At 73.7% G+C, this 22,707-nt stretch carries 23 protein-coding genes and 1 pseudogene; 14 read left to right on the top strand and 10 right to left on the bottom strand.

Translation table 11 applies throughout. The annotated features are described in order from the left end of the window. Positions 1–75: 75 nt before the first annotated feature. Entirely contained in the window at positions 76–561 is a 486-nt protein-coding gene (locus tag AB0F01_RS29920) for a nucleoside deaminase (protein WP_362102168.1), read from the bottom strand. A 246-nt stretch (positions 562–807) separates the two neighbouring features. On the opposite strand from AB0F01_RS29920, the pseudogene AB0F01_RS29915 reads away from it, so the two are divergent. Next, positions 808–933 (top strand): annotated as a pseudogene (locus AB0F01_RS29915) (GNAT family N-acetyltransferase); the annotation flags it as partial. 175 nt (positions 934–1,108) lie between these two features. On the opposite strand, the gene AB0F01_RS29910 reads toward AB0F01_RS29915, so the two are convergent. Further along, complete coding sequence (locus tag AB0F01_RS29910) at positions 1,109–1,546, bottom strand: SPW repeat protein (protein WP_362102165.1); 438 nt, start codon at positions 1,544–1,546, stop codon at positions 1,109–1,111. Between the two features lie 425 nt (positions 1,547–1,971). Here AB0F01_RS29910 and AB0F01_RS29905 point away from each other — a divergent pair, with 425 nt between their 5' ends. The 4 genes from AB0F01_RS29905 to AB0F01_RS29890 all read left to right on the top strand — a co-directional run bounded on the left by AB0F01_RS29905 (position 1,972) and on the right by AB0F01_RS29890 (position 6,187). Beyond that, on the top strand, positions 1,972–2,862 hold the full coding sequence (locus AB0F01_RS29905; RefSeq protein ID WP_362102163.1) for a glycoside hydrolase family 19 protein: 891 nt from the start codon (positions 1,972–1,974) through the stop codon (positions 2,860–2,862). A gap of 107 nt (positions 2,863–2,969) precedes the next feature. Then, positions 2,970–4,352, top strand: a complete 1,383-nt coding sequence (locus AB0F01_RS29900) for a PI-PLC domain-containing protein (protein ID WP_362102160.1) — start codon at positions 2,970–2,972, stop codon at positions 4,350–4,352. 317 nt (positions 4,353–4,669) lie between these two features. Further along, positions 4,670–5,062, top strand: a complete 393-nt coding sequence (locus AB0F01_RS29895) for a VOC family protein (RefSeq protein WP_362102157.1) — start codon at positions 4,670–4,672, stop codon at positions 5,060–5,062. Between the two features lie 48 nt (positions 5,063–5,110). Then, positions 5,111–6,187, top strand: coding sequence for an adenosine deaminase (locus AB0F01_RS29890; protein WP_362102155.1), 1,077 nt, complete (start codon positions 5,111–5,113; stop codon positions 6,185–6,187). Here AB0F01_RS29890 and AB0F01_RS29885 read toward each other — a convergent pair. Continuing rightward, positions 6,169–6,684 (bottom strand): DinB family protein, encoded by a 516-nt coding sequence (locus tag AB0F01_RS29885; protein WP_362102152.1) that lies wholly within the window; start codon positions 6,682–6,684, stop codon positions 6,169–6,171. The genes AB0F01_RS29890 and AB0F01_RS29885 overlap by 19 nt on opposite strands. A 120-nt stretch (positions 6,685–6,804) precedes the next feature. Then, on the bottom strand, positions 6,805–7,710 hold the full coding sequence (locus AB0F01_RS29880; RefSeq protein WP_362102149.1) for a LysR substrate-binding domain-containing protein: 906 nt from the start codon (positions 7,708–7,710) through the stop codon (positions 6,805–6,807). A gap of 129 nt (positions 7,711–7,839) precedes the next feature. Between AB0F01_RS29880 and mgrA the strand changes: the two genes are divergently transcribed. The 6 genes from mgrA to AB0F01_RS29850 all read left to right on the top strand — a co-directional run bounded on the left by mgrA (position 7,840) and on the right by AB0F01_RS29850 (position 14,765). Beyond that, on the top strand, positions 7,840–8,832 hold the full coding sequence (gene mgrA / locus AB0F01_RS29875; protein WP_362102146.1) for an L-glyceraldehyde 3-phosphate reductase: 993 nt from the start codon (positions 7,840–7,842) through the stop codon (positions 8,830–8,832). Between the two features lie 412 nt (positions 8,833–9,244). Further along, entirely contained in the window at positions 9,245–9,655 is a 411-nt protein-coding gene (locus AB0F01_RS29870) for a hypothetical protein (protein ID WP_362102143.1), read from the top strand. A 76-nt stretch (positions 9,656–9,731) separates the two neighbouring features. After that, entirely contained in the window at positions 9,732–12,062 is a 2,331-nt protein-coding gene (locus AB0F01_RS29865; RefSeq protein ID WP_362102141.1) for an FHA domain-containing protein, read from the top strand. Positions 12,063–12,070: 8 nt separating this feature from the next. Next, on the top strand, positions 12,071–13,144 hold the full coding sequence (locus AB0F01_RS29860; RefSeq protein WP_362102139.1) for a hypothetical protein: 1,074 nt from the start codon (positions 12,071–12,073) through the stop codon (positions 13,142–13,144). Then, positions 13,134–14,120, top strand: coding sequence for a serine/threonine-protein kinase (locus AB0F01_RS29855; RefSeq protein ID WP_362102136.1), 987 nt, complete (start codon positions 13,134–13,136; stop codon positions 14,118–14,120). Before AB0F01_RS29860 ends, AB0F01_RS29855 begins: the two co-directional genes overlap by 11 nt. 246 nt (positions 14,121–14,366) lie before the next feature. Further along, positions 14,367–14,765: a DUF4429 domain-containing protein gene (locus AB0F01_RS29850; protein ID WP_362102134.1), complete on the top strand. Its 399-nt coding sequence runs from the start codon at positions 14,367–14,369 to the stop codon at positions 14,763–14,765. 207 nt (positions 14,766–14,972) lie between these two features. Here AB0F01_RS29850 and AB0F01_RS29845 read toward each other — a convergent pair whose 3' ends face one another. Next, entirely contained in the window at positions 14,973–16,259 is a 1,287-nt protein-coding gene (locus AB0F01_RS29845; RefSeq protein ID WP_362102131.1) for a streptophobe family protein, read from the bottom strand. Positions 16,260–16,442: 183 nt separating this feature from the next. Between AB0F01_RS29845 and AB0F01_RS29840 the strand changes: the two genes are divergently transcribed. Beyond that, a complete protein-coding gene (locus tag AB0F01_RS29840; RefSeq protein WP_362102129.1) occupies positions 16,443–17,609 on the top strand; it encodes a DUF6777 domain-containing protein in 1,167 nt (388 codons plus the stop codon). 58 nt (positions 17,610–17,667) lie between these two features. Here the strand turns inward: AB0F01_RS29840 and AB0F01_RS29835 are convergent, their stop codons facing one another. Further along, the gene (locus AB0F01_RS29835) at positions 17,668–18,126 is read right to left on the bottom strand and encodes a PRC-barrel domain-containing protein (RefSeq protein ID WP_362102200.1); all 459 of its coding nucleotides are present in this window, start codon (positions 18,124–18,126) and stop codon (positions 17,668–17,670) included. After that, positions 18,126–18,710, bottom strand: coding sequence for a PRC-barrel domain-containing protein (locus AB0F01_RS29830; protein WP_362102126.1), 585 nt, complete (start codon positions 18,708–18,710; stop codon positions 18,126–18,128). The genes AB0F01_RS29835 and AB0F01_RS29830 overlap by 1 nt, the downstream gene beginning before the upstream one ends. A gap of 176 nt (positions 18,711–18,886) precedes the next feature. Between AB0F01_RS29830 and AB0F01_RS29825 the strand changes: the two genes are divergently transcribed. Next, a complete protein-coding gene (locus AB0F01_RS29825; protein WP_362102123.1) occupies positions 18,887–19,342 on the top strand; it encodes an ATP-binding protein in 456 nt (151 codons plus the stop codon). Positions 19,343–19,721: 379 nt separating this feature from the next. Here the strand turns inward: AB0F01_RS29825 and AB0F01_RS29820 are convergent, their stop codons facing one another. After that, positions 19,722–20,609, bottom strand: coding sequence for an RNA polymerase sigma factor SigF (locus tag AB0F01_RS29820; RefSeq protein ID WP_362102121.1), 888 nt, complete (start codon positions 20,607–20,609; stop codon positions 19,722–19,724). Between the two features lie 282 nt (positions 20,610–20,891). Here AB0F01_RS29820 and AB0F01_RS29815 point away from each other — a divergent pair, with 282 nt between their 5' ends. Then, a complete protein-coding gene (locus AB0F01_RS29815; RefSeq protein ID WP_362102118.1) occupies positions 20,892–21,281 on the top strand; it encodes a helix-turn-helix transcriptional regulator in 390 nt (129 codons plus the stop codon). A gap of 65 nt (positions 21,282–21,346) precedes the next feature. Here the strand turns inward: AB0F01_RS29815 and AB0F01_RS29810 are convergent, their stop codons facing one another. Both AB0F01_RS29810 and AB0F01_RS29805 read right to left on the bottom strand, forming a co-directional pair. Continuing rightward, positions 21,347–21,949, bottom strand: coding sequence for an ATP-dependent Clp protease proteolytic subunit (locus tag AB0F01_RS29810; RefSeq protein ID WP_362102115.1), 603 nt, complete (start codon positions 21,947–21,949; stop codon positions 21,347–21,349). After that, positions 21,949–22,605 carry an ATP-dependent Clp protease proteolytic subunit gene (locus tag AB0F01_RS29805; protein WP_362102197.1) on the bottom strand — a complete coding sequence of 219 codons (657 nt, stop codon included), beginning with the start codon at positions 22,603–22,605 and terminating at the stop codon, positions 21,949–21,951. The genes AB0F01_RS29810 and AB0F01_RS29805 overlap by 1 nt, the downstream gene beginning before the upstream one ends. Positions 22,606–22,707 lie beyond the last annotated feature (102 nt).

Below are 22,707 nucleotides of genomic sequence, written 5' to 3'. Positions count from 1 at the left end.
GTCTGACTGTCCCGACGATGGTAGACACCGGGGATCGGGCCCTGCATCTCGGAACGGCCCGGTCCCGGCCCCCGGTCAGCCGTCGCCGCGGTGGTACCGCCGGTGCAACTCCTTGATCTCTGCGGCGAGTTCGGGGACGGGCCCGGCGACCTCCACTCCCGGTGCGACCTCCGCCACGGGCAGCGGACGCACCGGCGGGGACGGCGCCCCGAACTCGGTGAGCCAGTCGGTCAGCTGCGCCGAGGAGGCCGCGTACACGATGCGCCCGAGGCCCACCCAGGCGTGCGCCGCAGCGCACATCGGGCAGTGCTCGCCGGAGGTGTACACCGTGGCGGCGGCGCGTTCGGCCGGGGCCATGTGCTCGGCGGCCCAGCGCGCCAGCGCGAACTCGGGGTGCCGGGTGCGGTCCCCGGCGGCCGTGCGGTTGCGGTCCTCGGCCAGCACGGTGCCGTCCCCGCCGACGAGGACCGAACCGAAGGGGTCGTCCCCCGCTTCCAGCGCTTCGGCCGCCAGTTCCACGCAGCGGCGCAGGTGGGGCAGTTCGCTGTCCTTCACGACCATGACCGGCCTCTCTCGACGCGGGTGACCACTGTTGCCGATCAAGGTAACCCGCGGACCGCGCCGTTCGATTCCCGACGCGTTCCCGGGCAGGTCGGGGGGCACCGGTCCGGCACCGGCCGGGGAGGGGCAGCGCCGACGGGGGCGGGGGCGGAGCCGGCCGTGGGCGTGGGCCGGGCGGACGCCGGTGGCCGGGCCCGCCCTTTTTTCGGTTGCCCGTGACGGCGCCGCCGTGCTGGAGTGGTCGGCATGGATCACGCCGCGCTCCTCGCCCTGTTCGACGCCGAGGTCCGCAGGGGAGCGCGGCCCGACGGTCCGGGCGCCCGGATCGAGCGGACCGCGGCCGTGGTCCGGCAGACCGCACCGGAGCACGGCTGCCGGTACCTCCAGGTCGACGCCTCCGCGGAGAGCCGTCCGGTCCTGGAGCGCCTGGGCTTCGCCGCGCTCACCACCACGACCCCGTACGTCCGCCTCCCGTAGACCTGCGCCCGCTCCCCACGGGGCCGGGGGCCCGCCGGCCGTCCGGTCCCGTGAGTGCCCGGCCGCGGAGCTACCTCCGGGTGCTGCGCGCCGCCGTGACGAGGCACACGCTGCCCAGGACCACCGTCAGGGCCCCGATGAGGATGTTGTTCCAGATGACTCCGGCGTCCGGGTTCTCGCCGACGATCCACGGCGAGACGATCATCCACAGGCCCATGGCGCACATGGCCCCGCTGAGCCCGTACATCCGGGCCGGGGCGGCGGTGAAGCCGAGGGCGAGGAGCCCGATGGCGATGCCCACGATCAGGTTGTGGGGCGCCAGGGCGGGCTGGCTCGTCGTGTAGTGGAGGATCCACGGGGACACCGCGCAGTAGAGACCGAGGAGGAACACCGGTCCGTCCACGAGGGCCACGTCGCGACCGCCGAGGACCCGGTCGTAGCGGGCACGCATTTCGGAGGCATCGGGGTGGCCCGCGATGTCACCCCTGGGGTGCGAGACGTTGGCCATGGCCGTCTCCTTCGCTGGTCGTCCTGACCGCGTGACGCGGTATGCGGCAAGTGCCGCGTTTGCTCATTCTGCTCTTATTTCTCCCTTATGTGTAGGGGAGTGGGTGCCCTTCCAGGCGCCCTTCGAGGTGCCCTTCCGGGTGCCCTTCCCGGCTCTGGCCGGCCGGGTTCCGGCGGGTGTGCCCGGGGGTGTCGGTCCGGGGGCGGAGGCCGCCGTGCGCCGGGTGCGGGAGCGGGGCGTCAGGTATCGGCCACGTGACTGGTCTAAACCCTTGACTGGTACAGACCAAAGCGGTTGAGTGTGCCTCCACACCCCCCACCACGGCCGCCCCACCGCCCGTGACCGGATCACCGGTGCGCGCGTGCGGGCGCACCTTCGAGCGCCATCCCGCCGGAGCGGCCGTGTCCCGCGAAGGAGATGGACCCTTGTCGAGACACCGCATCGCCGCCGCGCTCACCGTGCTCGCCCTGGCCGGCAGTGCGCCCGTGCTCCTCCCCGCCTCGCCCGCCTCCGCCGCCGCGTGCTCCAGCTACCCGAGCTGGCAGGCCGGGAAGGCCTACAACGCCGGTGACATCGTGCGCTACACCGACGGCCGGGCGTACATCGCCGAGCACGCCAACCCGGGCTACGACCCGGTCATCAGCACCTGGTACTGGGAGCCGTACGCCTGTGACAACGGGCCCGGCGCGCCCGTCGGGGACTTCGTGGTCTCCGAGTCCCAGTTCAACCAGATGTTCCCGAACCGCAACTCCTTCTACAGCTACAGCGGGCTCAAGGCCGCGCTCGGCGCCTACCCGGGCTTCGCCAAGACCGGCAGCGACACGGTGAAGAAGCAGGAGGCCGCCGCCTTCCTGGCCAACGTCAGTCACGAGACCGGCGGTCTGGTGCACGTGGTGGAGCAGAACACCTCCAACTACCCGCACTACTGCGACTGGGGACAGCCGTACGGCTGCCCGGCCGGTCAGGCCGCCTACTACGGGCGCGGGCCGATCCAGTTGAGCTGGAACTTCAACTACAAGGCGGCGGGCGACGCCCTCGGCATCGACCTGCTGGGCAACCCCTGGCTGGTGCAGAACGACTCGGCCGTCGCCTGGAAGACCGCCCTGTGGTACTGGAACACCCAGACCGGTCCCGGGTCGATGACCGCGCACAACGCCATGGTCTCCCAGGCCGGCTTCGGTCACACCATCCGCAGCATCAACGGCTCGCTGGAGTGCGACGGGCGCAACCCGGCGCAGGTGCAGAGCCGGGTGACCACCTATCAGCGGTTCGCCCAGATCCTCGGGACGACGCCCGGCGGCAACCTGTACTGCTGACACGGACGGTGTGCCGTGGTGTCATGCACCTGACCACCCGCCGTCACGGCCGTCGCGCGCCGGCGTCCCGCTGCGCGACGGCCGTGCCCGGACGAAGGGCACCCACCATGCGCACCCCCCACGCCCTGCTGGCCGCATCCGTCGCGGCCGTCGCGCTGGCCGCGACGGTCGCGGCACCGGGACGGGCCGCAGGTGCCGACGCGGTCCCACCGCCCGGCGCCTACTACGTGCAGAGCGCCGTCACCGGACTCAACGCCTCCGACCGCGGGGGCGCCGTCGAGCAGCACAGACCCCGCGGCAACGAGGACCGCCAGCAGTGGCGCCTGCGGGCGGAGGGCTCCGCCCACCTCCTGGAGAACACCGACGCCCCCGGCTCCTGCCTCGGCCGGGCCGGAGACCGCGCCCGGACCGTCCCCTGCGACAGCACCGACGCCCCGTGGAGCGTCGCCCCCGCGGGAGACGGCCGCTTCACCCTGAGCGTCCCCGGGAGCGCGGACCGGCGCCTCGCCGTCGCCCCCAAGCCCGCCGGTGCCGTCCACCCCGCTCCGCTCTCCGTGGGCGCCGCCCCCGACGACCTCGCCGCCTGGTACCTCACTCCGGTCACCCCCGTCACGTCCCCGATGCCGCCCCCGGACCGCCGCACCCTCGACCAGGTCACCTTCCTGACCTCCCACAACGCCTACGCCAACGGCGTCGACGGCGGCTTCGCCCCGCCCTTCGTCAACCTCTTCCCCAACCAGACCCGTGGCATCGAACGCCAACTCTCCGACGGCGTCCGCGGTTTCATGCTGGACATCCACCAGACCCCGGACGGCGCGATCCTCTGCCACAACAGCTGCACCCTGGTCAGCCGGCCCGTCGCCCTCTGGGTCGACCTCCAGCGGATCGTGGACTTCCTGCGCTCCCACCCCGACCAGTTCGTCACCGTGTTCCTGGAGGACTACGTCGACCAGGAGGTGCTGCGCGCCGAACTCGCCCGCGTCAACGGCCTCCAGGACGTGCTGTACCGGCCGGACCGGACCGGGGTGCGGCAGAACGGCTGGCCCACCATGGCCGAACTCGCCGCCGCGGGACACCGGTTGCTGATCTTCACCGACCGCACCCGCGCCTCCGACGCGGCTCGCGGGGTCACCCGGGACACCTTCGGCGTGATGTACCAGCGCGAGTGGACGGTGGAGAACCACTGGTCCATGGGACCGGGGGTGGGCGCCTCCGACTGGTCCTGCTACAGCCGGTGGTACGACGCCGGGACCACCCTCCCGCTCACCCGCACCGAGCCCGGCTTCCGCCCGCTGTTCGTCATGAACCACTTCCGGGACGTCCCGATGGCCTCCACGGCGGGTACCGACAACGCCAAACTCGCCGACCGCGCCCGCCGGTTCTGCGAGCCGGCCGCCCGCAAGAAGCCCACCTACCTCGCGGTGGACCGCTACGACCTCGGCGACCCGGCGGCAGCCGTCGCCGCGCTGAACACGTACACCTATCCGTAGGCCCTGTCGCCGTAGGCCCTGTCGTCACCTTCCCGGATCCGTAGGCCCTGTCGTCACCTTCCCGTCTGCCGTGCGCCGCCGTGCCGCGCTCGCGCCGCCGGACCCGCCCGACGGGCGGACGACGGGAAGGTGACGACAGGGTCCAGCCGCACCGCCCCACCACGGCCGACGGGAAGCGGCCGGGTCCACGGACCCGGCCCTTTCCCCGCGGCCGGTGTGATCCGGTCCACGTCCCCCCGGCGCCGCCCCGCCAGGACTGGCGCGTCCATGGGTTTTACGTATAACCTCTCCGGTCGATCCCACCCGGAAAGGTGCCGATGAGACGCATCGCCCTGGTCACCCTCGTCGTGGACGACCACGACGAGGCGATCCGCTTCTTCACCGAGGCCCTCGGCTTCCGGCTCGCCGAGGACACGCCCCGGCCCGACGGCTCCCGCTGGGTCGTCGTCGAGCCGGACGACGGCCGCACCGGCACCGGACTGCTGCTCGCCCGCGCCAAGGGGGAGCGGCAACGCGCCCGGATCGGCGACCAGACCGGCGGCCGGGTCGGCTTCTTCCTCTACACCGACGACTTCGCCCGCGACCACGCCCGGATGACCGACGCGGGCGTGACCTTCCTGGAGCAGCCGCGCCACGAGCCGTACGGCACGGTCGCCGTCTTCCAGGACCCGTACGGCAACCGCTGGGACCTGCTCCAGCCCGCCGCCTGACCACCCACACCGCCCCCACCCCACCGACCGCCGAGGAACACCCCGCTCATGACCGCGCCCCTGACCACCGACACCCTCCGCCGGCTCCCCAAGGCCGTGCTGCACGACCACCTCGACGGCGCCCTGCGCCCCGCCACCCTGGTGGAACTCGCGGACGCCGTCGGCCACACCCTGCCCGTCACGGACCCCGACGGGCTCGCCGCCTGGTACGTGGAGGCCGCGAACTCCGGCGACCTCGTTCGCTACATAGCCACCTTCGAGCACACCCTCGCCGTGATGCAGCACCGCGAGGGCCTGCTGCGCACCGCCGAGGAGTACGTCCTCGACCTCGCCGCCGACGGGGTCGTCTACGGCGAGGTCCGCTACGCCCCCGAGCTGATGACCCGGGGCGGCCTGACCCTGCCCGAGGTCGTCGAGGCCGTGCAGGAGGGGCTCGCCGCCGGCATGGCCAAGGCGGTTGCCGCCGGCACCCCGGTGCGCGTGGGCACGCTGCTGTGCGGGATGCGGATGTTCGACCGGACCCGCGAGATCGCCGACCTGGTCGTGGCGTACCGGGACGCCGGTGTCGTCGGCTTCGACATCGCCGGCGCCGAGGACGGCTTCCCGCCCGCCGACCACCTCGCCGCCTTCGAGCACCTGCGCCGCGAGAACGTGCCCTTCACCATCCACGCCGGTGAGGCGCACGGCCTGCCCAGCATCCACCAGGCGCTCCAGGTGTGCGGCGCCCAGCGCATCGGCCACGGCGTGCGCATCACCGACGACATCCCCGACCTGGCGGCGGGCAAGCTGGGCCGCCTGGCGGGCTGGGTCCGCGACCGGCGCGTCGCCCTGGAGATGTGTCCCACCTCCAACCTCCAGACCGGCGCCGCCGCCTCGATCGCCACGCACCCGATCACCGCGCTGAAGGACCTCGGCTTCCGCGTCACCCTCAACACCGACAACCGCCTGGTGTCCGGCACGACGATGACCCGCGAGATGTCCCTGCTGGTCGAGGAGGCCGGCTGGACCGCCGAGGACCTGCGCACCGTGACGGTGAACGCCCTCAAGAGCGCCTTCCTCCCGTTCGACGAGCGCAACGCCCTCATCCGCGACGTGGTGCTGCCCGGCTACGCCTCCGTCGCCTGAAGCAGCCCGCGCGCGTAGGCGGCCTGTCCGGCGTGCTGGAGGTCGTCGGACAGGACGCTGACGAGGCGGACGCCCAGGGTGACCGGCGGATCCCACCGCTCGTCGACGATCCGCTCCAAGTCCTTGGCGGTCAGCCCGCGCAGCGCCGCCAGGGTCTGCGCGTGCACCGCGTCGTGGTAGTCGGTCAGCAGGCCGGGGGAGCCGACCCGCACCTTCGCGACCTTCGCCGGGGTGTGGCCGTAGCCGGTGTCGTGACGGGGCAGGCCCAGCCCGAAGCGCTCCTGGAAGCCCTGGGACAGCCAGACCTGGTCCAGCCCGAAGGCGTCGGCGACGTGGTCGTCCTGGACCCGGGTGAGGTGCCAGACGAGCCAGGCGGGGGAGTTGGCGCCGGGAGCGGGCCGGGCGTCGAGCAGGTCGGGAGAGAGGTCCCCGACGGCGGCGTGGACCTCTTCCCGGACGCGGCCGAAGCCGTCGATGAGGATGTCCTTGGCATGCATGGGTCCACCCTGGCGCATCCGGGGCCGGACCGCGGCCCCGGACCACCCCGCGTCCTCCGGGCCGCGTCCTCCGCCCCGCGTCCTCCGGGCCGCGTCGCACCGGACGGGCTCGCCGCCGACTCAGCCGCCGTGGTCCCCGTCGCCTTCGTGGTGGTCGTCCAGCAGGGACATCAGGGCGCGCGCGGCCGGGCTGGTGGCCCGCGGGGACGGCATCAGGGCGACGGTCTCGTAGACCGCCTCGCCGGCCCCCTTGAGGGGCAGTGCGGCCAGGCCCGCGCGCTTGTGCCGGAAGTGCCGGGGGACGACGGCGACGCCCAGGTCCTGGTCGACGAGGTCCAGCAGGCTGTGCACGTCGTTGACCTCCAGGGCCACCGTGCGCCGCACGCCCGCCGCCGCGAACGCCGCGTCCGTGGCCCGGCGCGGCCCCCAGTCCGGGTGGAAGTCCACGAAGACCTCCTCCGCCAGGTCGTCCGGCGTCACCGGCGCTCCCGCCCGGGCGAGCCGGTGCCCCGGATGGCACAGCACCGCCACCGGTTCGCTGGTCAGCGGGACCGCCCGCAGGTGGTCGGCGTCCCCTGCCGTCCGGTAGGCGAAGGCCAGGTCCAGCCGCCCCGCCACGACCTCCTCCGCCAGCGCGGCCGAGCCCCACTGGCGCAGCCTGATCTCCACGTCGGGGTGGCGCCGCCGGAAGGCCGCGAGCAGTTCCGCGACGTGCACCCCGGCGATGCACTGCTCGGTGCCCACGGCGAGCGTCCCGCGTAGGACGCCCTGCACGGCGGCCACCGCCTCGTGCGCCGCCCGCACCTGTGCCAGGATCCGCTGGGCCTCCGCCAGCAGCGCCCGCCCGGCCTCGGTGAGCGTCACCCGACGCGTCGTCCGGACGAACAGCGCGGCCTGCAGTTCCCGCTCCAGCGCGCGGATGGAGGCCGACAGCCCCGACTGGGAGACCATCAGCCGTTCCGCCGCCCGGGTGAAGTGCTGGTCCTCGGCGACGGCGACGAAGTGCTGGAGGTGGCGCAGTTCCATGATTGAGCAGCCTAACCGCACAATCCCATCGGATTCTTCTGTTGGACCGCTGCCCGCACGCCGGGGCAGGGTGGGAACACGGTTCCACCGAACCGTCCCGACCCGTGTGCCCACCCCTCTGGAGTCGCGTTGTACACCCCGCACCCCGACCGTTACGCGGACATGCCCTACCGGCGCACCGGACGCAGCGGTCTGAAGCTGCCCGCGCTCTCGCTCGGCCTCTGGCACAACTTCGGCCCCGACCGCCCGGCCGCGACCCAGCGCGCCATCCTGCGCCGTGCCTTCGACCTCGGCGTCACCCACTTCGACCTCGCCAACAACTACGGCCCGCCGCCCGGCGCCGCCGAGTCGGCACTCGGCGAGGCGCTGAGGGAGGATTTCGCGCCGTACCGCGACGAACTGGTGATCTCGACCAAGGCCGGCTACCTGATGTGGCCCGGCCCGTACGGCGAATGGGGCTCCCGGAAGTCCCTGCTGTCCTCGCTGGACCGGAGCCTGGAGCGCATGGGACTCGATCACGTCGACATCTTCTACTCCCACCGCTTCGACCCGGACACCCCGCTCGAGGAGACGATGGGCGCCCTGCACTCGGCGGTCCAGCAGGGCAAGGCGCTCTACGTCGGGGTGTCCAACTACTCGGCGGAGCAGACCCGGGAGGCCGCCCGTATCCTCGGCGAACTGGGCACGCCGCTGCTGATCCACCAGCCCCGCTACTCGATGCTGGACCGCCGCCCCGAGGACGAGGGCCTGCTGGACGCGCTGGAGGACCTGGGGGTCGGTTCCATCGCCTACTCGCCGCTGGACCAGGGGCTGCTGACCGACCGTTACCTGGACGGCATCCCCGAGGACTCGCGGGCCGCCGGCGACAGCCCCTTCCTGAAGACGGACGCCCTCACCGAGGACCTGGTGGGACGGCTGCGGACGCTGAACGACATCGCCCGCTCCCGGGGTCAGAGCCTGGCGCAGATGGCGCTGGCCTGGGTGCTGCGGGGCGGTCGCGTGACCTCCGCACTGGTCGGGGCCAGCAGTCCGGGCCAGCTGGAGGACAGCGTCGCGGCCACCCGCAACCTCTCCTTCGACGCGGAGGAACTCGACCGCATCGACGCCGTCGTCCGGCAGTGACCGCCCACCCGGGCTGCTGCCCGGGGGACGCGGGCGGACGGGCCGCGTGCCCGGCCGCCCGCGTCCCGGCCCCCTGGAAATGGGCCCCCTGGCGGTGCTGTCCGGGCCCCCGTGACGGTGCGGTTCGGTGCCGCTGCGGCGGTGCGCTTCGTGCCTCCGCGGCGGTGCGGTTTGTACCTTCGCGGCGGTGCCGACCGGATCCCGCCACCCGGCCCGGCGCGCCCTCCGCAGGGCCGCCAGACCGACTGAATATGCCAGGAGACTGGCCGGAAACACATGGTGACAGTGTTTCAGTCGTGAACATACTCAGAGAGAGCGCTTCACACCGCGCGACGGCGCCCTCACGCACAGCACGCACTCCGGGCGCCCAGCACTCAGCGGCACACGCGAGCCACGCAGCGGGGGAGACATCGTGCACGACGAATTCCTGTGCCACGTCACGGCGTACGGCGTCTGCGACGGGCGCCGCATCGGGGTCCCGCTGGGCACCTACCGGGCCCCCACCCTCGCCCTCGCCCTGTGGTGGCTGCGCGACCGGGCCTGCTGGATCGCCGAGCGCCTCGACCCCCTGCCGGAGGCCGAGCACTTACCGCCGGGCGCGCTCGTCCCCGTCCCGGACGGTGTGCCCGACGTACCCGCCACCCTGCGCGCCTGGTGCGCCGACCTCACCCGGCAGCAGGAGATGGCCGAAGCGCTGGCGGCCGGCCGGATGGTCCGCGTCGCCACCGGCGACGACACCACCGAGTACGAACTGCTGGCGGAATCCGTGGACACCCTGCGCATGCAGCGCACCGCCCCGGTGCTGAGCATCCCCGTCGGCTGACCGGAGCCCCCGCCCGGACGAGACGGCGACCGTTCCACACCGGGCACCCGAACGGACCAATCGGTAGAATCCAGGCATGGCGGAGCGATCGGCAGCGCCCGAGCTCGTCCTGGAGACCGACACCGGCTCCACCCGGATGACTCCGGTCCGCGACTACCACGTCGGACGCGACCCGTTGTGCGACATCGTCATCGACGACGCCCGGGTCTCCTGGCACCACGCGGTGCTCCGCCCCACGGACGGCCACTGGACCCTCCAGGACGAGCACAGCACCAACGGCACCTACGCCGACGGGCAACGCATCGCCGCCCGGGACGTGGGCCCCGGCAGCGTCATCCGCTTCGGCAGTCCCGACACCGGCCCGCGCGCCGTGCTCACCGACCCCGCGCCGCCCGCCCCCGAGCGCCTCTCGGCCGTCTCCCACCCGGCGCTCACCGGCACCTACCGCCGGCCCACCGAGGTCCGGCCGCTGCCCACCCGCACGATCCGCATCGGCCGCGCCGCCGACAACGACCTCGTCCTCGACGACCTCGTGGTCTCCCGCGTCCACGCCGAACTGCGGGCCCTGCCCGACGGCGGCTACGAGATCGCCGACCTCGGCAGCCACAACGGCACCTACCTCAACGGCGCGCCCGTCACCCGCGCCCCCGTCGGCCCCGGCGACATCGTCGGCATCGGCCACGCCGCGTTCTGCCTGGTCGGCGACGAACTCCAGGAGTACGTCGACACCGGCGAGGTCTCCCTGGACGTCCAGGACCTCACCGTCGCCGTCGACCGGGGACGCAAGGTCCTCCTCGACCACGTCTCCTTCCCGGTGGGGGAGAAGTGCCTGCTCGCCGTGGTCGGCCCCAGCGGCGCGGGCAAGTCCACCCTGCTCAACGCCCTCACCGGGCAGCGCCCCGCCGACCACGGCACGGTCCTCTACGACGGCCGCGACCTGTACCGCGACTACGCCGAGCTGCGCCAGCGCATCGGCCTCGTCCCGCAGGACGACATCCTGCACGCCCAGCTCACCGTCCGCCGCGCCCTGTCCTACGCCGCCGAACTCCGCTTCCCCCAGGACACCGCGAAGGCCGAACGCCGGGCCCGCGTCGACGAGGTGATCCGCGAACTCGGCCTGGAACAGCGGGCCGACCAGCCCGTGCACAGCCTCTCCGGCGGACAGCGCAAGCGGGTCAGCGTCGCCCTGGAACTGCTGACGAAACCCTCCCTGCTGTTCCTCGACGAACCCACCTCCGGCCTCGACCCCGGCATGGACCGGTCCGTGATGCACATGCTGCGCGGCCTGGCCGACGACGGCCGCACCGTCGTCGTCGTCACCCACAGCGTGCTGAGCCTCGACGTCTGCGACCGGCTCCTGGTCCTGGCCCCCGGCGGGCGCATCGCCTACTACGGGCCGCCCGACGACGCCCTGGCGTTCTTCGGCTTCGACCAGTGGCCCGAGGCCTTCGAGGCGTTCGAACGCGACCGGGACCGCGACTGGGCCGGCGACTACCGGGCCTCCCCCTTCCACGGCCGCTACATCGCCGACGCCACCGACCAGCCGCCGCAGCCCCGGTCCGGCCCGGTCGTCATCGCCCCGCCGCCCCGGCCGCGCAGCCGCACCGCGCAACTGGGCACCCTGGTCCGCCGCTACGCGGCCGCGCTGAGCGCCGACCGCACCTTCCTGGCGATCATGATCGCGCTGCCGTTCGTCATGGGCGCCATGGCCCGCGCCCTCGCCGGCGGCGCCCTGACCCGGGAGACCGTCTCCAACACCCTGCTGATCCTGTGCGTCGGCGCGGTGCTCACCGGCGCCGCCAACGCCGTACGGGAGCTGGTCAAGGAGCGCGCCATCCACCGCCGCGAGCGGGCCGTCGGGCTGTCCAGATCGGCCTACCTGCTTTCCAAGATCGTCGTCCTCGGCACCGTCACGGTGCTCCAGGCCGTGGTGCTGACCCTGGTAGCCCTCCTCGGCGTCGACCTCAACGCGCCCGGCGGCGACGGCGTCCTCATGCCGCCCCTGGTGGAGATCACCGTGGCGGTGGCCCTGCTCGCCTTCACCGCCATGACCCTCGGCCTCCTCGTCTCCGCGCTGGTGCGCAAGGAGGAGGTGACGATGCCGCTGCTGGTGCTGCTCGCCATCGTCCAGGTGGTGTTCTGCGGCGCCCTGCTGAAACTCGACGGCGTGCCCGGCCTCGAACAGCTGTCCTGGCTGGTCCCCTCGCGCTGGGCGCTCGGCGCGATGGCCGGCACCGTCGACCTGGCCAGGATGTCGCCCGGGGACCTGACCTCGGACCCGATCATGCGGCACTCGGCGGGCATGTGGCTGCTCGACATCGGGATGCTCGTGGTGCTGTCGGCGCTGTTCGCGTTCGCCGTCTCCCGGCTGCTGCGCCGTCACGAACCCGTCGTGATGCGGAGGTAGACCCCCCGATGACCACGCCCGCGTTCCGGCCCACCCACGTCGTCCCCCGGCACGGCCTGCCCGCCTGGGAGGCACCGGACCCGTCCCGGCCCACCGCCGGCCTCGACCCGCTGCTGCCGGTGCGGCTCACCGAGTCGCGCGGCGACTGGGGGCACGTCCTGTGCTCCAACGGCTGGTCGGCCTGGGTCGACGGCCGCCGCCTGGTCGCCGTGCCCGAGGACCCGCCCGCCTCCGACGCCCCGCCCGCCCGGACCGCCGACCCCCGGCCTCTGCTGACCCGCGTCCAGGAGACCCTGGCCCGCTACCTGGTCGCCGCCGAGAACCTGGCGGAGGGCGGCCTCGACGGCGAGGCCTTCCGGCAGCGCACCCGCGGGCTGCGCGTCGGCATCGTCGTCGACGGGGAGTCCGCCTGGCTCTACGACTCCGCCCACGGCCGCTGGCTCTACACCGACGGCGCCCACCTGCAGCCCTACGCCGCCGACGAGCCCCCGCGGCAGGACCGGGAACCCGCGCCCGAGGCCGCCGCCGTGGCACCCGGGCCCCGCCCGCGGGCCCCGGCACACCCGCCGACCCGGGTGGTGCCCGAGGCGGGGGAGGACGGTGGCCCGGCGGCGCCGGAGCAGCCCGGCCCCGCCGCCGGCGCACGGTCGTACACGCCGACCCGGGTGGTCCCGGACCGAGCCGTGCCCGGGGAGGCGCCCCCGGCGCGGACACCGGCCACCGGGGCCGGGGCCCCGGCCCGCACGGACGACGGACGGGCCCACACGGACGACGGACGGGCCCGGACGCCCGCGGAGCCGGGGGCGCCGGACGCTGTCCCGACCCGGGTGGTGTCCGGACCGTCGGACGCCTCCCACCGCCCCGAGCGGGAACCGGCCGACGCGGGCCCCGGCCCCCGGTCACCGGCCGCCGAGACGCCCGACGGCCGGACCGGTGACCCGAAGCGCCCCGCCGACCGGCCTCCCGACGCGTCCGCCGGCCATCCGCCCACCCGGGTCGTGTCCGGCAGCGGCCCGCCGCCCGGGCCGGGAGAGCCGACCCGGGTCGTGAACCCGGGCCCGGGGACGTCCGATGACCCGTGACACCAGCCTCTTCGCCGGACGGCCCGCCGACCTGACCGGGCAGCAGGTCGCCGGGTACCTGATCGAGGAGGAGATCGGGCGGGGCGGCATGGCCGTCGTCTACCGGGGCCGCGACCTGCGCCTTGACCGCACCGTCGCCCTGAAGCTGCTCGCCCCGGAGCTCGCCCGCAACGACACCTTCCGCCGCCGCTTCACCCACGAGTCCCGCACCGCCGCCGCGATCGACCACCCGCACATCGTGCCGGTGTTCGAGGCCGGGGAGACGGACGGCATCCTCTACATCGCCATGCGCTACGTGGAGGGCAGCGACCTGCGCCACCTCCTGGACCGCGAGGGCCCGCTGCCGCTGCCGACGGCCCTGCGCATCGCCACGCAGGTGGCGTCCGCGCTCGACGCCGCCCACGACCACGGGCTGGTGCACCGGGACGTGAAGCCCGGCAACATCCTCGTCGCGCGCGGCACGGACAGCGACCACCCCGAGCACGTCTACCTCACCGACTTCGGGCTCACCAAGAAGTCCCTGTCCCTGACCGGCTTCACCACCGTCGGCCAGTTCGTCGGCACCCTCGACTACGTCGCCCCCGAACAGATCTCCGGCCGCCCGGTCGACGCCCGCTGCGACGTCTACGGATTCGCCTGCGTCGTCCACGAGACCCTCACCGGGCACCCGCCCTTCCGCCGCGACGACGACATGGCGCTGCTGTGGGCGCACCAGTACGACGACCCGCCCCGCCTGACCGCCGAACGCCCCGGCCTCCCGGCGCCGACCGACGCCGTCCTCGCCAAGGCCCTCGCCAAGAGCCCCGACGACCGCTACGCCTCCTGCCTGGACTTCGTCGCCGCGCTGCGTACCGCGTCGACCGGCAGCGCCCGCCCCGCCACCCAGGTGGCGGCCCGGGTTCCCCGGCCGGAGGAGGGCCCGCCGAAACGGCCGCCCCGCTGGGCGCTCCCGGTGTTCGAACCGCCCGGTTACTGAGGTGAACGCGTGGCTGCGTAGGGGCTGACGGGCGGGCAGTCCCCTGACCTCGCGGGCGCACTGAACGACGCGCAGTCCCAGGTCGGTCGCGACGCCGAGCGGGGGCTGTCGTCCGGCATCTCCTTGCCGAAGCGCTGATCAGCCTGTGTTGCAACTGCCGGGCGGCGTTTGACCACTTAATGGTCGATGATGGGACAGCAGCCTCCACAAAGGATACGGACCTAGCTTGGCTAGGAAGGTGCGGCCATGGAGACCGGTTATGTGCTGGGTACAGAGCTGAAGGGCGATACGGGCCAGTACGTCAGCTTCGATGGCCGCTTCGTCACCGTCAGCCAGCGCGGACTAGCCCGTCTGTTCGCAGGGCGTAGTGAGAAACGCATTCCGGTTTCGCAGATCACCTCCGTGGATTTGAAGCCGCCTACAGGCCCACTCACTGGGATTCTTCCTGGCTGGATCCGCTTCACCAGTGCGGGCAGCCCCGATGCCGCCCGCACTGGCTTCGGCCGTCGCGGCTACAACGCCCGCCATGATGAGAACGCTGTGATCATCCCCGGCAAGAAGATGCTCCCGCAGTTCCTCGCATTGCGGGACGCGGTGGAGAAGGCCATCTCGGGGACTGCAGGCGATCGACCGACTGGTTACTGAGGTTGAGTTCGCGACGCCGTGGAGTTGCTCAGGCGGGCCTGATGGTCCTGCCGGTCCCGGCGAGGCGGTCGTCGGTGAGGTGGCTGCGGTGCTGAAGGGCCGCAGGCCGCGGCGGACACGCCGGACGAGGTGTTGCTGCGGCCCGGCCGGCGGGCGGGGCCCCTGCGGCTCGGCCCCGGCAGGCGCCGCCCGGCCGCCATGCCGTGCTCAGCGACCGTCCGGCGCCGTGCCCGGTGCCGCCTCGCCCCTCCGGCGGACCCGCCGGGCCGGCAGCGCCCCGAGGAAGCCGGTGACCAGGCCCCACAGCAGGGCCAGCCCCACGGCGCCCCACACCCGCGGCCTCAGCAGCACCTGGCCCGACAGTCCCTCGCCCAGGTCGCCGATGCCGAGCACGGACAGCCCGAGGCGGGCGGAGATCCGGCCCAGCAGGCAGATCATCAGCACGGTGAGGGCGAGCGCCACCGCCAGGTGCACGGCGTGCTGCCAGGCCCGGACGCGGGGCGGGGACACGGCAGCCATCAGGAACGCGGTGGTCAGCAGCAGCACCGCGGCGACGACCGGCAGCCACCACACCCGGCCGTCGTGCTCGGCGAGCGTGCCGAGGTTGAGCGCGGAGATGTCCGGCGTGCGCAGCACCTCGTCCAGGACGTGCGGCATCGGCAGCCCGAACGGGCCGTTCACCCTGCCGTCCCAGGTGGCCCCGAGCCCGACGGTCAGCGCGAGCCAGGCGACGTTGGGCAGCCCGAGCAGGATCACCGCGAAGGTCTCGGCCGGGCGGCCGCGGACGGCGGCGACGGCGAGGGCGATCAGCAGGGCGACCACCACGTAGGCCAGCAGCAGTTGGACCATGGCGTGCGCGGCAGGCCGCACCGACGTCTGGAAGCGCAGCAGCCCGCCGGGCAGGGGCGCTCCGCGAGACACCAGCAGGGCCAGCACCAGCACACCCGCCAGCCAGACCAGACCGATCAGCACGGTCGGCAGCACGTCGGTGGTGAAGCCGACCTCCGGCCGGACGCCGAAGAGGTCACCGAGGTCGCCCAGCGCGCCCTCCCCGAGGGAGATCTCGAACGTGTGCCGGGCCCCGAGCGCCAGACCGAGCAGCGCGGGCAGCCACAGCGCGGCGATCCGCGCGGCCCAGCCCGCCAGTTCGGGCGCCCCCGCCACGGCCCGGTGCCGCAACGGACGCAGGAAGCCCAGGCCGACGACCAGGGCCCCGGTCAGGGTGACGGAGAGCGGCATGACCGTGAGCCCGCCCTCGGTGCCGGCCAGCCCGCCGGCGTCCCCGGAGAGCTTCACGGTGCCGCCGACGGCCGTGGCCACGGTCGCCGCGACCACCGGGAGGAAGGCGCCGTCCGGCAGGTCCGCGGCCCCGGCCGCCCACAGGCCGAGCGCCGCGACCACGCCCATCGCGAGCAGCCCGGCGAGCACGGTCAGGAGGGCCTGGACCCACCCGTGCCGGGCGACCGCCGGGGCGGGAAGGGGGTGTGAAGTCACCCGGTCACGCTAAGCAGCCCCGGCCCGCCGCGCCCGCCGGGAGGTCCGTCCGCGTCGGCTTGCGAGCGGCGGGCCCCCGGAGCACACAATGGAACGTAGGGCGCACAGCCGCACGCGTCGCCGCCCGGCCTCCCGGACGCGACGGGACGGCTGCCGCGGACCACCGCGCGGGAAGAAGAGCTCGTGAGCGTCGAACCCCCGTCCTCGGGCCGGCCCACCGGACCCCCCTCCGGGCCGCTGTCCGGCCCCTCCCAGCCCCCGTCGGGGCCACCCTCCCAGCCGCCCCCGGGCGGTGGTGGCTCCTCCGCCGGTCCGCCCGGGCCCCGGCGGCGGCCGTGGTGGCGCTCGGTCCCCGGCATCGCCGTGCTCGCGGCGGCGGTGGCCGCCGCGGTGATCCTCACCGTGGTGTTCACCCGCTCCGACGGCGGCAGCACGCAGGCAGGCGGGGGAGAGGTGTTCCTCCAGGCCGCCGACGCCAAGGGCCCCGACCCGTTCACCGAGTCCACCGCGAAGGACGCCTCCGTGCCCACCGCCACCCCCTCCGTGGCGCCCAGCGGCTCCGCCGGCGCGAACGAGGTGCGCACCGTCGACGGCGCCGCACCCGGCCTGTACGGGGGCACCCGGGACGCCGCCGCCTGTGACGTGGAGCAGCAGATCCGGTACCTGCGGGAGGTGCCCGCCAAGAACGAGGCGTTCGCGGCGGTCGCCGACGTCGCCCCGTCCGACGTCCCCGGCTACCTGCGCTCCCTCACCCCGCTGCAACTGCGCATGGACACCCGCGTCACCAACCACGGGTACCGCGACGGAGCCGCCACCCAGTACCAGGCCGTGCTGCAGGCCGGCACGGCGGTCCTGGTCGACGACCGGGGCGTGCCCCGGGTCCGCTGCGCCTGCGGCAATCCGCTGACCGAACCGGTCGCCCAGTCCTCGCCCCGCCTCACCGGCACGCCGTGGCCCGGGTTCGACGAGGCGAACACGGTGGTGGTGGAGCCCTCGGACCGGCCGGTGAAGAAGTTCGTGGTGCGCGACGCGGAGGGCGGCTGGTTCGAACGCAACCACGGTGACACGGGTGGCAAGGACCGCCCGACCGAGCCGCCGGACCACCGCAGCCCGTCGGCCACGCCCAGCACCCCCAGCACGCCGCCCACCGACGGGTCCACCACGCCGGACGGGCCCACCACACCGACCGACCCGCCGACGACCGGCACCGAGCCGCCCCCCGACACCGGTGACACCACGCCGACCGGTGCCCCCCCGGCATCCGAGTCGTCGGCGCCCCCGCCCCCGCCCGCGTCCGACACTCCGGAGTCCGCCGCCACCGTGAGCGCGCCGCCGGTCGTCTCGTCCTGAACGCGGTGCCGCGGCGCTCCCGGCCGCGCGGATCGGCAGCGGGACGGGTCCGCGGACCTCAGGTGCCGGGCGTCCGGGGGACGTCCCGACGCCCTGCCGTGGCGGCCCGGACGACCAACGCGTGATCGCCGAGCCCCCGCAGACGTCCGGGGGACAGCACGCCGGACGTCGTCAGCACCGCCCGCAGGCGTCCGGTGGCGGGATCGAACGCCGCGTCCAGCACGGTGCCCCGGTCCTCGCCCTTGTCGGTGAGCACCGGCCGCCCGATCAGCTCGTGGTGCTCCGGCACCGGCACGGGACCGCCCGGCACACGCACCCGGACCGCCTCCGGGCCGACAGCCTCGACGGCGCCCCACGGCAGCACGCTCCCGCCGCGCAGCCGCCCGCGCCGCACCCTCAGATGCGTCACCTCACCCGCGACCACGTCGACGGTCAGCGCGCCGACCGTACCGAGCCGCTTCCCGCCCCGGGGCCCCGCCACCAGGACGGGCAGCCCGCGCAACCGCGAGTACGGCATCACGACGGCACACCCCCCGCCCGCTCGTGACGGGCACCCGCCCCGGACACGAACCCCGTCAGGTCGTCGGCGACGTAGGCGGTCGCGTGCCGCGGGACCACGAGGGTCCGTCCCGAGACGGACAGCGCCTCGGCCCGCGGCAGGTAGGCGCGGTGGCGGCGGTGCCGGGAGCCGCGCACCAGTTCGCGCCGGGCGGCGAGGCGGAAAGCGGCCACCCGGCCGCTGGTACCACCCTCGACCAGCACATCGAGCACGGTGCCGACCGGCTCACCCTCCTCGGTCACCACCCGGGCTCCCAGCAGCCGCCCGCGCGAGGCGTCCCCCCGCACGGCCGACAGCGGCAGCCCGAGCACCGCCCGTTCGTCGCGGACCATGACGGCGTCGGGACCGAGGCTGTGGACAGCCGGCCAGGGCAGGCTCTGCCGCCGGGGACCGGACAGCAGCCCCCGGCCGGTGACGGAGAACCCGGTGACGTGTCCGGCCGCGGCGTCGAGCAGGGTGTCCTTGACGTGGGCCACGGCGTCGCCCCCCAGCGTCACCACGGGTAGCATCGTCAGGCTCCGCATCGCCAACAGCTGGTTCATGGCGCCTCCTCCCGCCGCCGGAACCGACGGCGGACCGGGTTCCGCGCCGGGGTCCCGGCAGCCGGGTTCCCCGGTGTGCTCGGGCATACACCGACCAGGAGGAGTGCCGCGCCCGACTCGGGGTACGCGGACTGGTGCAGAGCGTCCGGCCAGCCCGGCTTTTCAGAGAGACACGCATGACCGACCACCTGGACGGGGCAGTGATACCGACTGGTTTCGACGTGCCCGTGGAACCGCTGCGGCGGGCCGCACACTTCACCGGCGAGCCCGGATGCATCGCCGAGGCGCGCGCCTTCGCCTCGCTCTTCCTCGAGCAACTGCGGACCGACTGGTGCGCCACCATCGACGAGCGGACCGACGGAGCCGTCCTGCTGGTGGTCAGCGAACTGGTCACCAACGCCGACCGGCACAGCAACGGCCCGTACATCCTGGAGCTGGAGGGCACGGACGCCTCGGTCGCCGTCACGGTCTACGACAGCAGCGTCACCCTGCCGAGGGTGTTCCCCCGGGATCCCCAGCGCGTCGGCCGGCACGGCCTGGAGATCGTCCGCGCCCTGGTCGACAGCGTCACGGTGGAACGCGTCCCGGTCGGCAAGTGCGTGCGCGCCGAACTGAAACTCGCCTCCGGCTGAACCGTCGGCCGAGTCGCCCCGCGGCTGTTCTCCGTGTCTCGTGTCCCGTGCACGTGTCCCGTGGGCCGTTCGGGTGCGTTCAGACGCGCATTCTGTTCCCGACCGGTTCAGTCATGCGTTCGGCAACGGCCCACCCGTCCCCGGTCGGCGAGTGCGGGATCCGTCCGCGGTTCGCTCGTCCACTTCGGGACGGCTCGTCCGCCTCGATGACGGCCCGGGGCGGCTGCCGCGTTCACTCGTCACACTCATGCCACGGAAGACGCGACTCACGGAAGACTGCCGTCCCGCCGTCTCCGTGACGCCGCTGCCGTCCCGCCCAGTTCCGCACGGTACGCGGACGGACGGGACGGCAGCCGGTGTCGCTCGGGGGTGGTGGGGCTCAGGCGCAGCCCAGCTCGCCCAGCATGCCCTCACGGAGGCGGGTGATGATCCGCTTGATCAGACGGGAGACGTGCATCTGGGAGCACCCCAGAGCCTCACCGATCTCCGCCTGCGTGGCCTCCTCCACGAACCGCATGTGGATGATCTGCCGGTCGCGCTCGCTCAGCTCCGCCATCAGCGGGGCCAGCGCGTGGAAGTCCTCGACGAGCTGGAGCCCTTCCTCCTCCACGCCGATGAAGTCGGCCAGCACCGCCTCGCCCTGCTCCGGGCCGTCACCGGTGAGGGCGGCGTCCAGGGAGGAGGAGTTGTAACCGTTGGCGGCGATCTGCCCCTCGATCACCTGGTCCTCGGTGATGTTCATCAGGGTGGCGAGCTCGGCGACCGTCGGCTCGCGGTCCAGCCGGCTGGCCAGCTCCTCGCGGGCCTTGGCCAGCTCCACGCGCAGCTCCTGCAGCCGGCGCGGCACGTGCACGGCCCAGGTGGTGTCCCGGAAGAAGCGCTTGATCTCACCGACGATGTACGGCAGCGCGAAGGAGGTGAACTCCACCTCGCGCGAGAGTTCGAACCGGTCGATCGCCTTGATGAGGCCGATCATGCCGGTCTGGACGATGTCCTCCATGTCGTCGCCACGGCCGCGGAACCGGCCGGCGGCGAACCGCACGAGGGACATGTTCATCTCGATGAGGGTGTTGCGGGCGTACTGGTATTCGTGGGTGCCCTCTTCGAGTTCCGTCAGACGGCGGAAGAACTGCCGGGACAGCGCCCGGGCGTCGCGCGGAGCCACAGCCCGCGGATCCGTCCCCCCGAGCAGGTCCCCGTCACCCGTACTGGCCTCGGTGTTCTCTTCCACGACCTGCGCCTGCGACCGGATCACGGCGGTCTCCATTACCTCTCCCCACGAGCATCACGGCGGACATGTGCTGGGCTGCCTCGCCCTCAGGACGAGCGGGTACCCCGCTTGTCCCCACCCATGCACACCGAGTTCCGGACATCTGGCAACGGGTGCCCACCACGGGGGAAGGCACGCCGTTGTTCGATGGTACGGGTGTGCCGGCCGGTCGGCAGCCGCCGGGCGGAATTATCTGTTCCGGCTGGTCGCGGGCCCGGCTTCACTCAGGGCGGAACGCCGGTCCCTTCCGCCGGGCGCCGTGCTTCCTAGGCTGGGAGGGTGACGAACCAAGCGCACCACGATGCCCGGGTCATCTCCCTGCGACCGGCTGCCGGCCGCCCGGCACCCGCCCCCAGAGAACCCCTGTGGCGGGACCTCGTCGGAGACGTGCTGCGCCGGGAACGCCTGGCCCAGGAACGGACCCTGAAGGACGTCGCCGACGCGGCCCGCATCTCGATGCCGTACCTGTCGGAAGTGGAGCGGGGCCGCAAGGAGGCCTCCTCGGAGGTCCTCGCCGCCGCCGCCCGGGCCCTCGGCCTGGGGCTGGGCGACCTGCTGGTCCGCGTCCACCACGACCTCGCGAGCAGCGCCGTCCGCCGGGCCGGCGGGCCGGCCCCGGGCACCGCCCCCGCCCACGCTCCCCGGGGCGGACTCTGCCTGGCCGCCTGAACCGTCGCCCGTCGCCCGTCGCCCGTCGCCGGTGCCACCGTGTCGTGGCACCGGCGGGCGGTGGGTCAGACGCCGACCACGCGGCGGCTGAGCACCTCGTCGGCGAGACCGTAGGTGACGGCCTCCCGGGCGGTGAACACCTTGTCGCGGTCCATGTCCGCCCGCAGCGTGGCCACGTCGTGGCCGGTGTGACGGGACAGCACCTCCTCCACCTGCGAGCGGATCCGCACCATCTCCTGGGCGCGGAGCGCCAGGTCCGAGACCGTGCCCCGCTGCCCGCCCGTGGCGGGCTGGCCCAGCAGCACCCGCGCGTGCTCCAGCACGAACCGCCGGCCCGGGTCGCCGCCGGCCAGCAGGACGGCCGCCGTGGAGGCCGCCTGCCCGACGCAGTACGTGGAGACCGGCGCCCGGACGAAGGTCATCGCGTCGTAGATCGCCATGAGCGAGGTGAACGAGCCACCGGGGGAGTTCAGGTACAGGGCGATCTCGCTCTCCGGGGCCTCCGCCTCCAGGTGCAGCAGCTGCGCGATGACGACGTTGGCGACCCCGTCGTCGATCTCCGTGCCCAGGAAGACGATCCGCTCCGACAGCAGCCGGCTGAACACGTCGTAGGACCGCTCGCCGCGCGCGGTGCGCTCGACGACGTTCGGAATCGTGTACCCGCCCATCAGCGCAGCCCCATCCTCGGACGGCCGGCGGCCGGGCGGACGTCGGCGAGCGACTCCACCACCCGGTCGACCATTCCGTACTCCCTGGCCTCCTCGGCGGTGAACCAGCGATCGCGGTCGCCGTCCCGTGAGATCTCCTGCTCCGTCCGCCCGGTGTGCTCGGCGGTGATCCGCTCGATGGTCCGCTTGGTGAACTCCAGGTTCTCCGCCTGGATCTCGATGTCGGCGGTGGTCCCGCCGATGCCCGCCGACGGCTGGTGCATCATGATCCGCGCGTTCGGCAGCGCGAAGCGCTTGCCCGCCGCGCCGACGCTGAGCAGGAACTGGCCCATGCTGGCGGCGAAGCCCATGGCGAGCGTCGACACGTCGTTGGGGATCAGCCGCATGGTGTCGTAGATCGCCAGTCCGGCGTGCACCGAGCCGCCGGGGCTGTTGACGCACAGGGCGATGTCGGTGTGCGCGTCCTCCGCGGAGAGGATCAGCAGCTGGGCGCAGACGCGGTTGGCGGAGACCTCGTCGACCTGCGTGCCCAGCAGCACAATGCGCTGCGCGAGGAGCCGGTCGGCGAGCTGGTCGTCGAACCGGGTCGGCGGAGTGCCGCCGTCCTCGGCCCGGGGGGACAGGTCCGGCCACGGGCCGGTGGTGAAGGGGGACATGGCGCTCCCGGTGGTCGACAGTGGTGACACGCGGCCGCTCCGGCCGCGCCCTTCCTGCTGAAGCTGCTCGCCGCCGGCGCCCCCCTCTCCCTCCAGGTCCAC

The sequence above is a fragment of the Streptomyces sp. NPDC029526 genome (genome assembly GCF_040637405.1).
In the GTDB taxonomy this organism is placed as follows: Bacteria; Actinomycetota; Actinomycetes; order Streptomycetales; family Streptomycetaceae; genus Streptomyces.
This window is presented reverse-complemented; position numbering and strand designations above follow the sequence as displayed.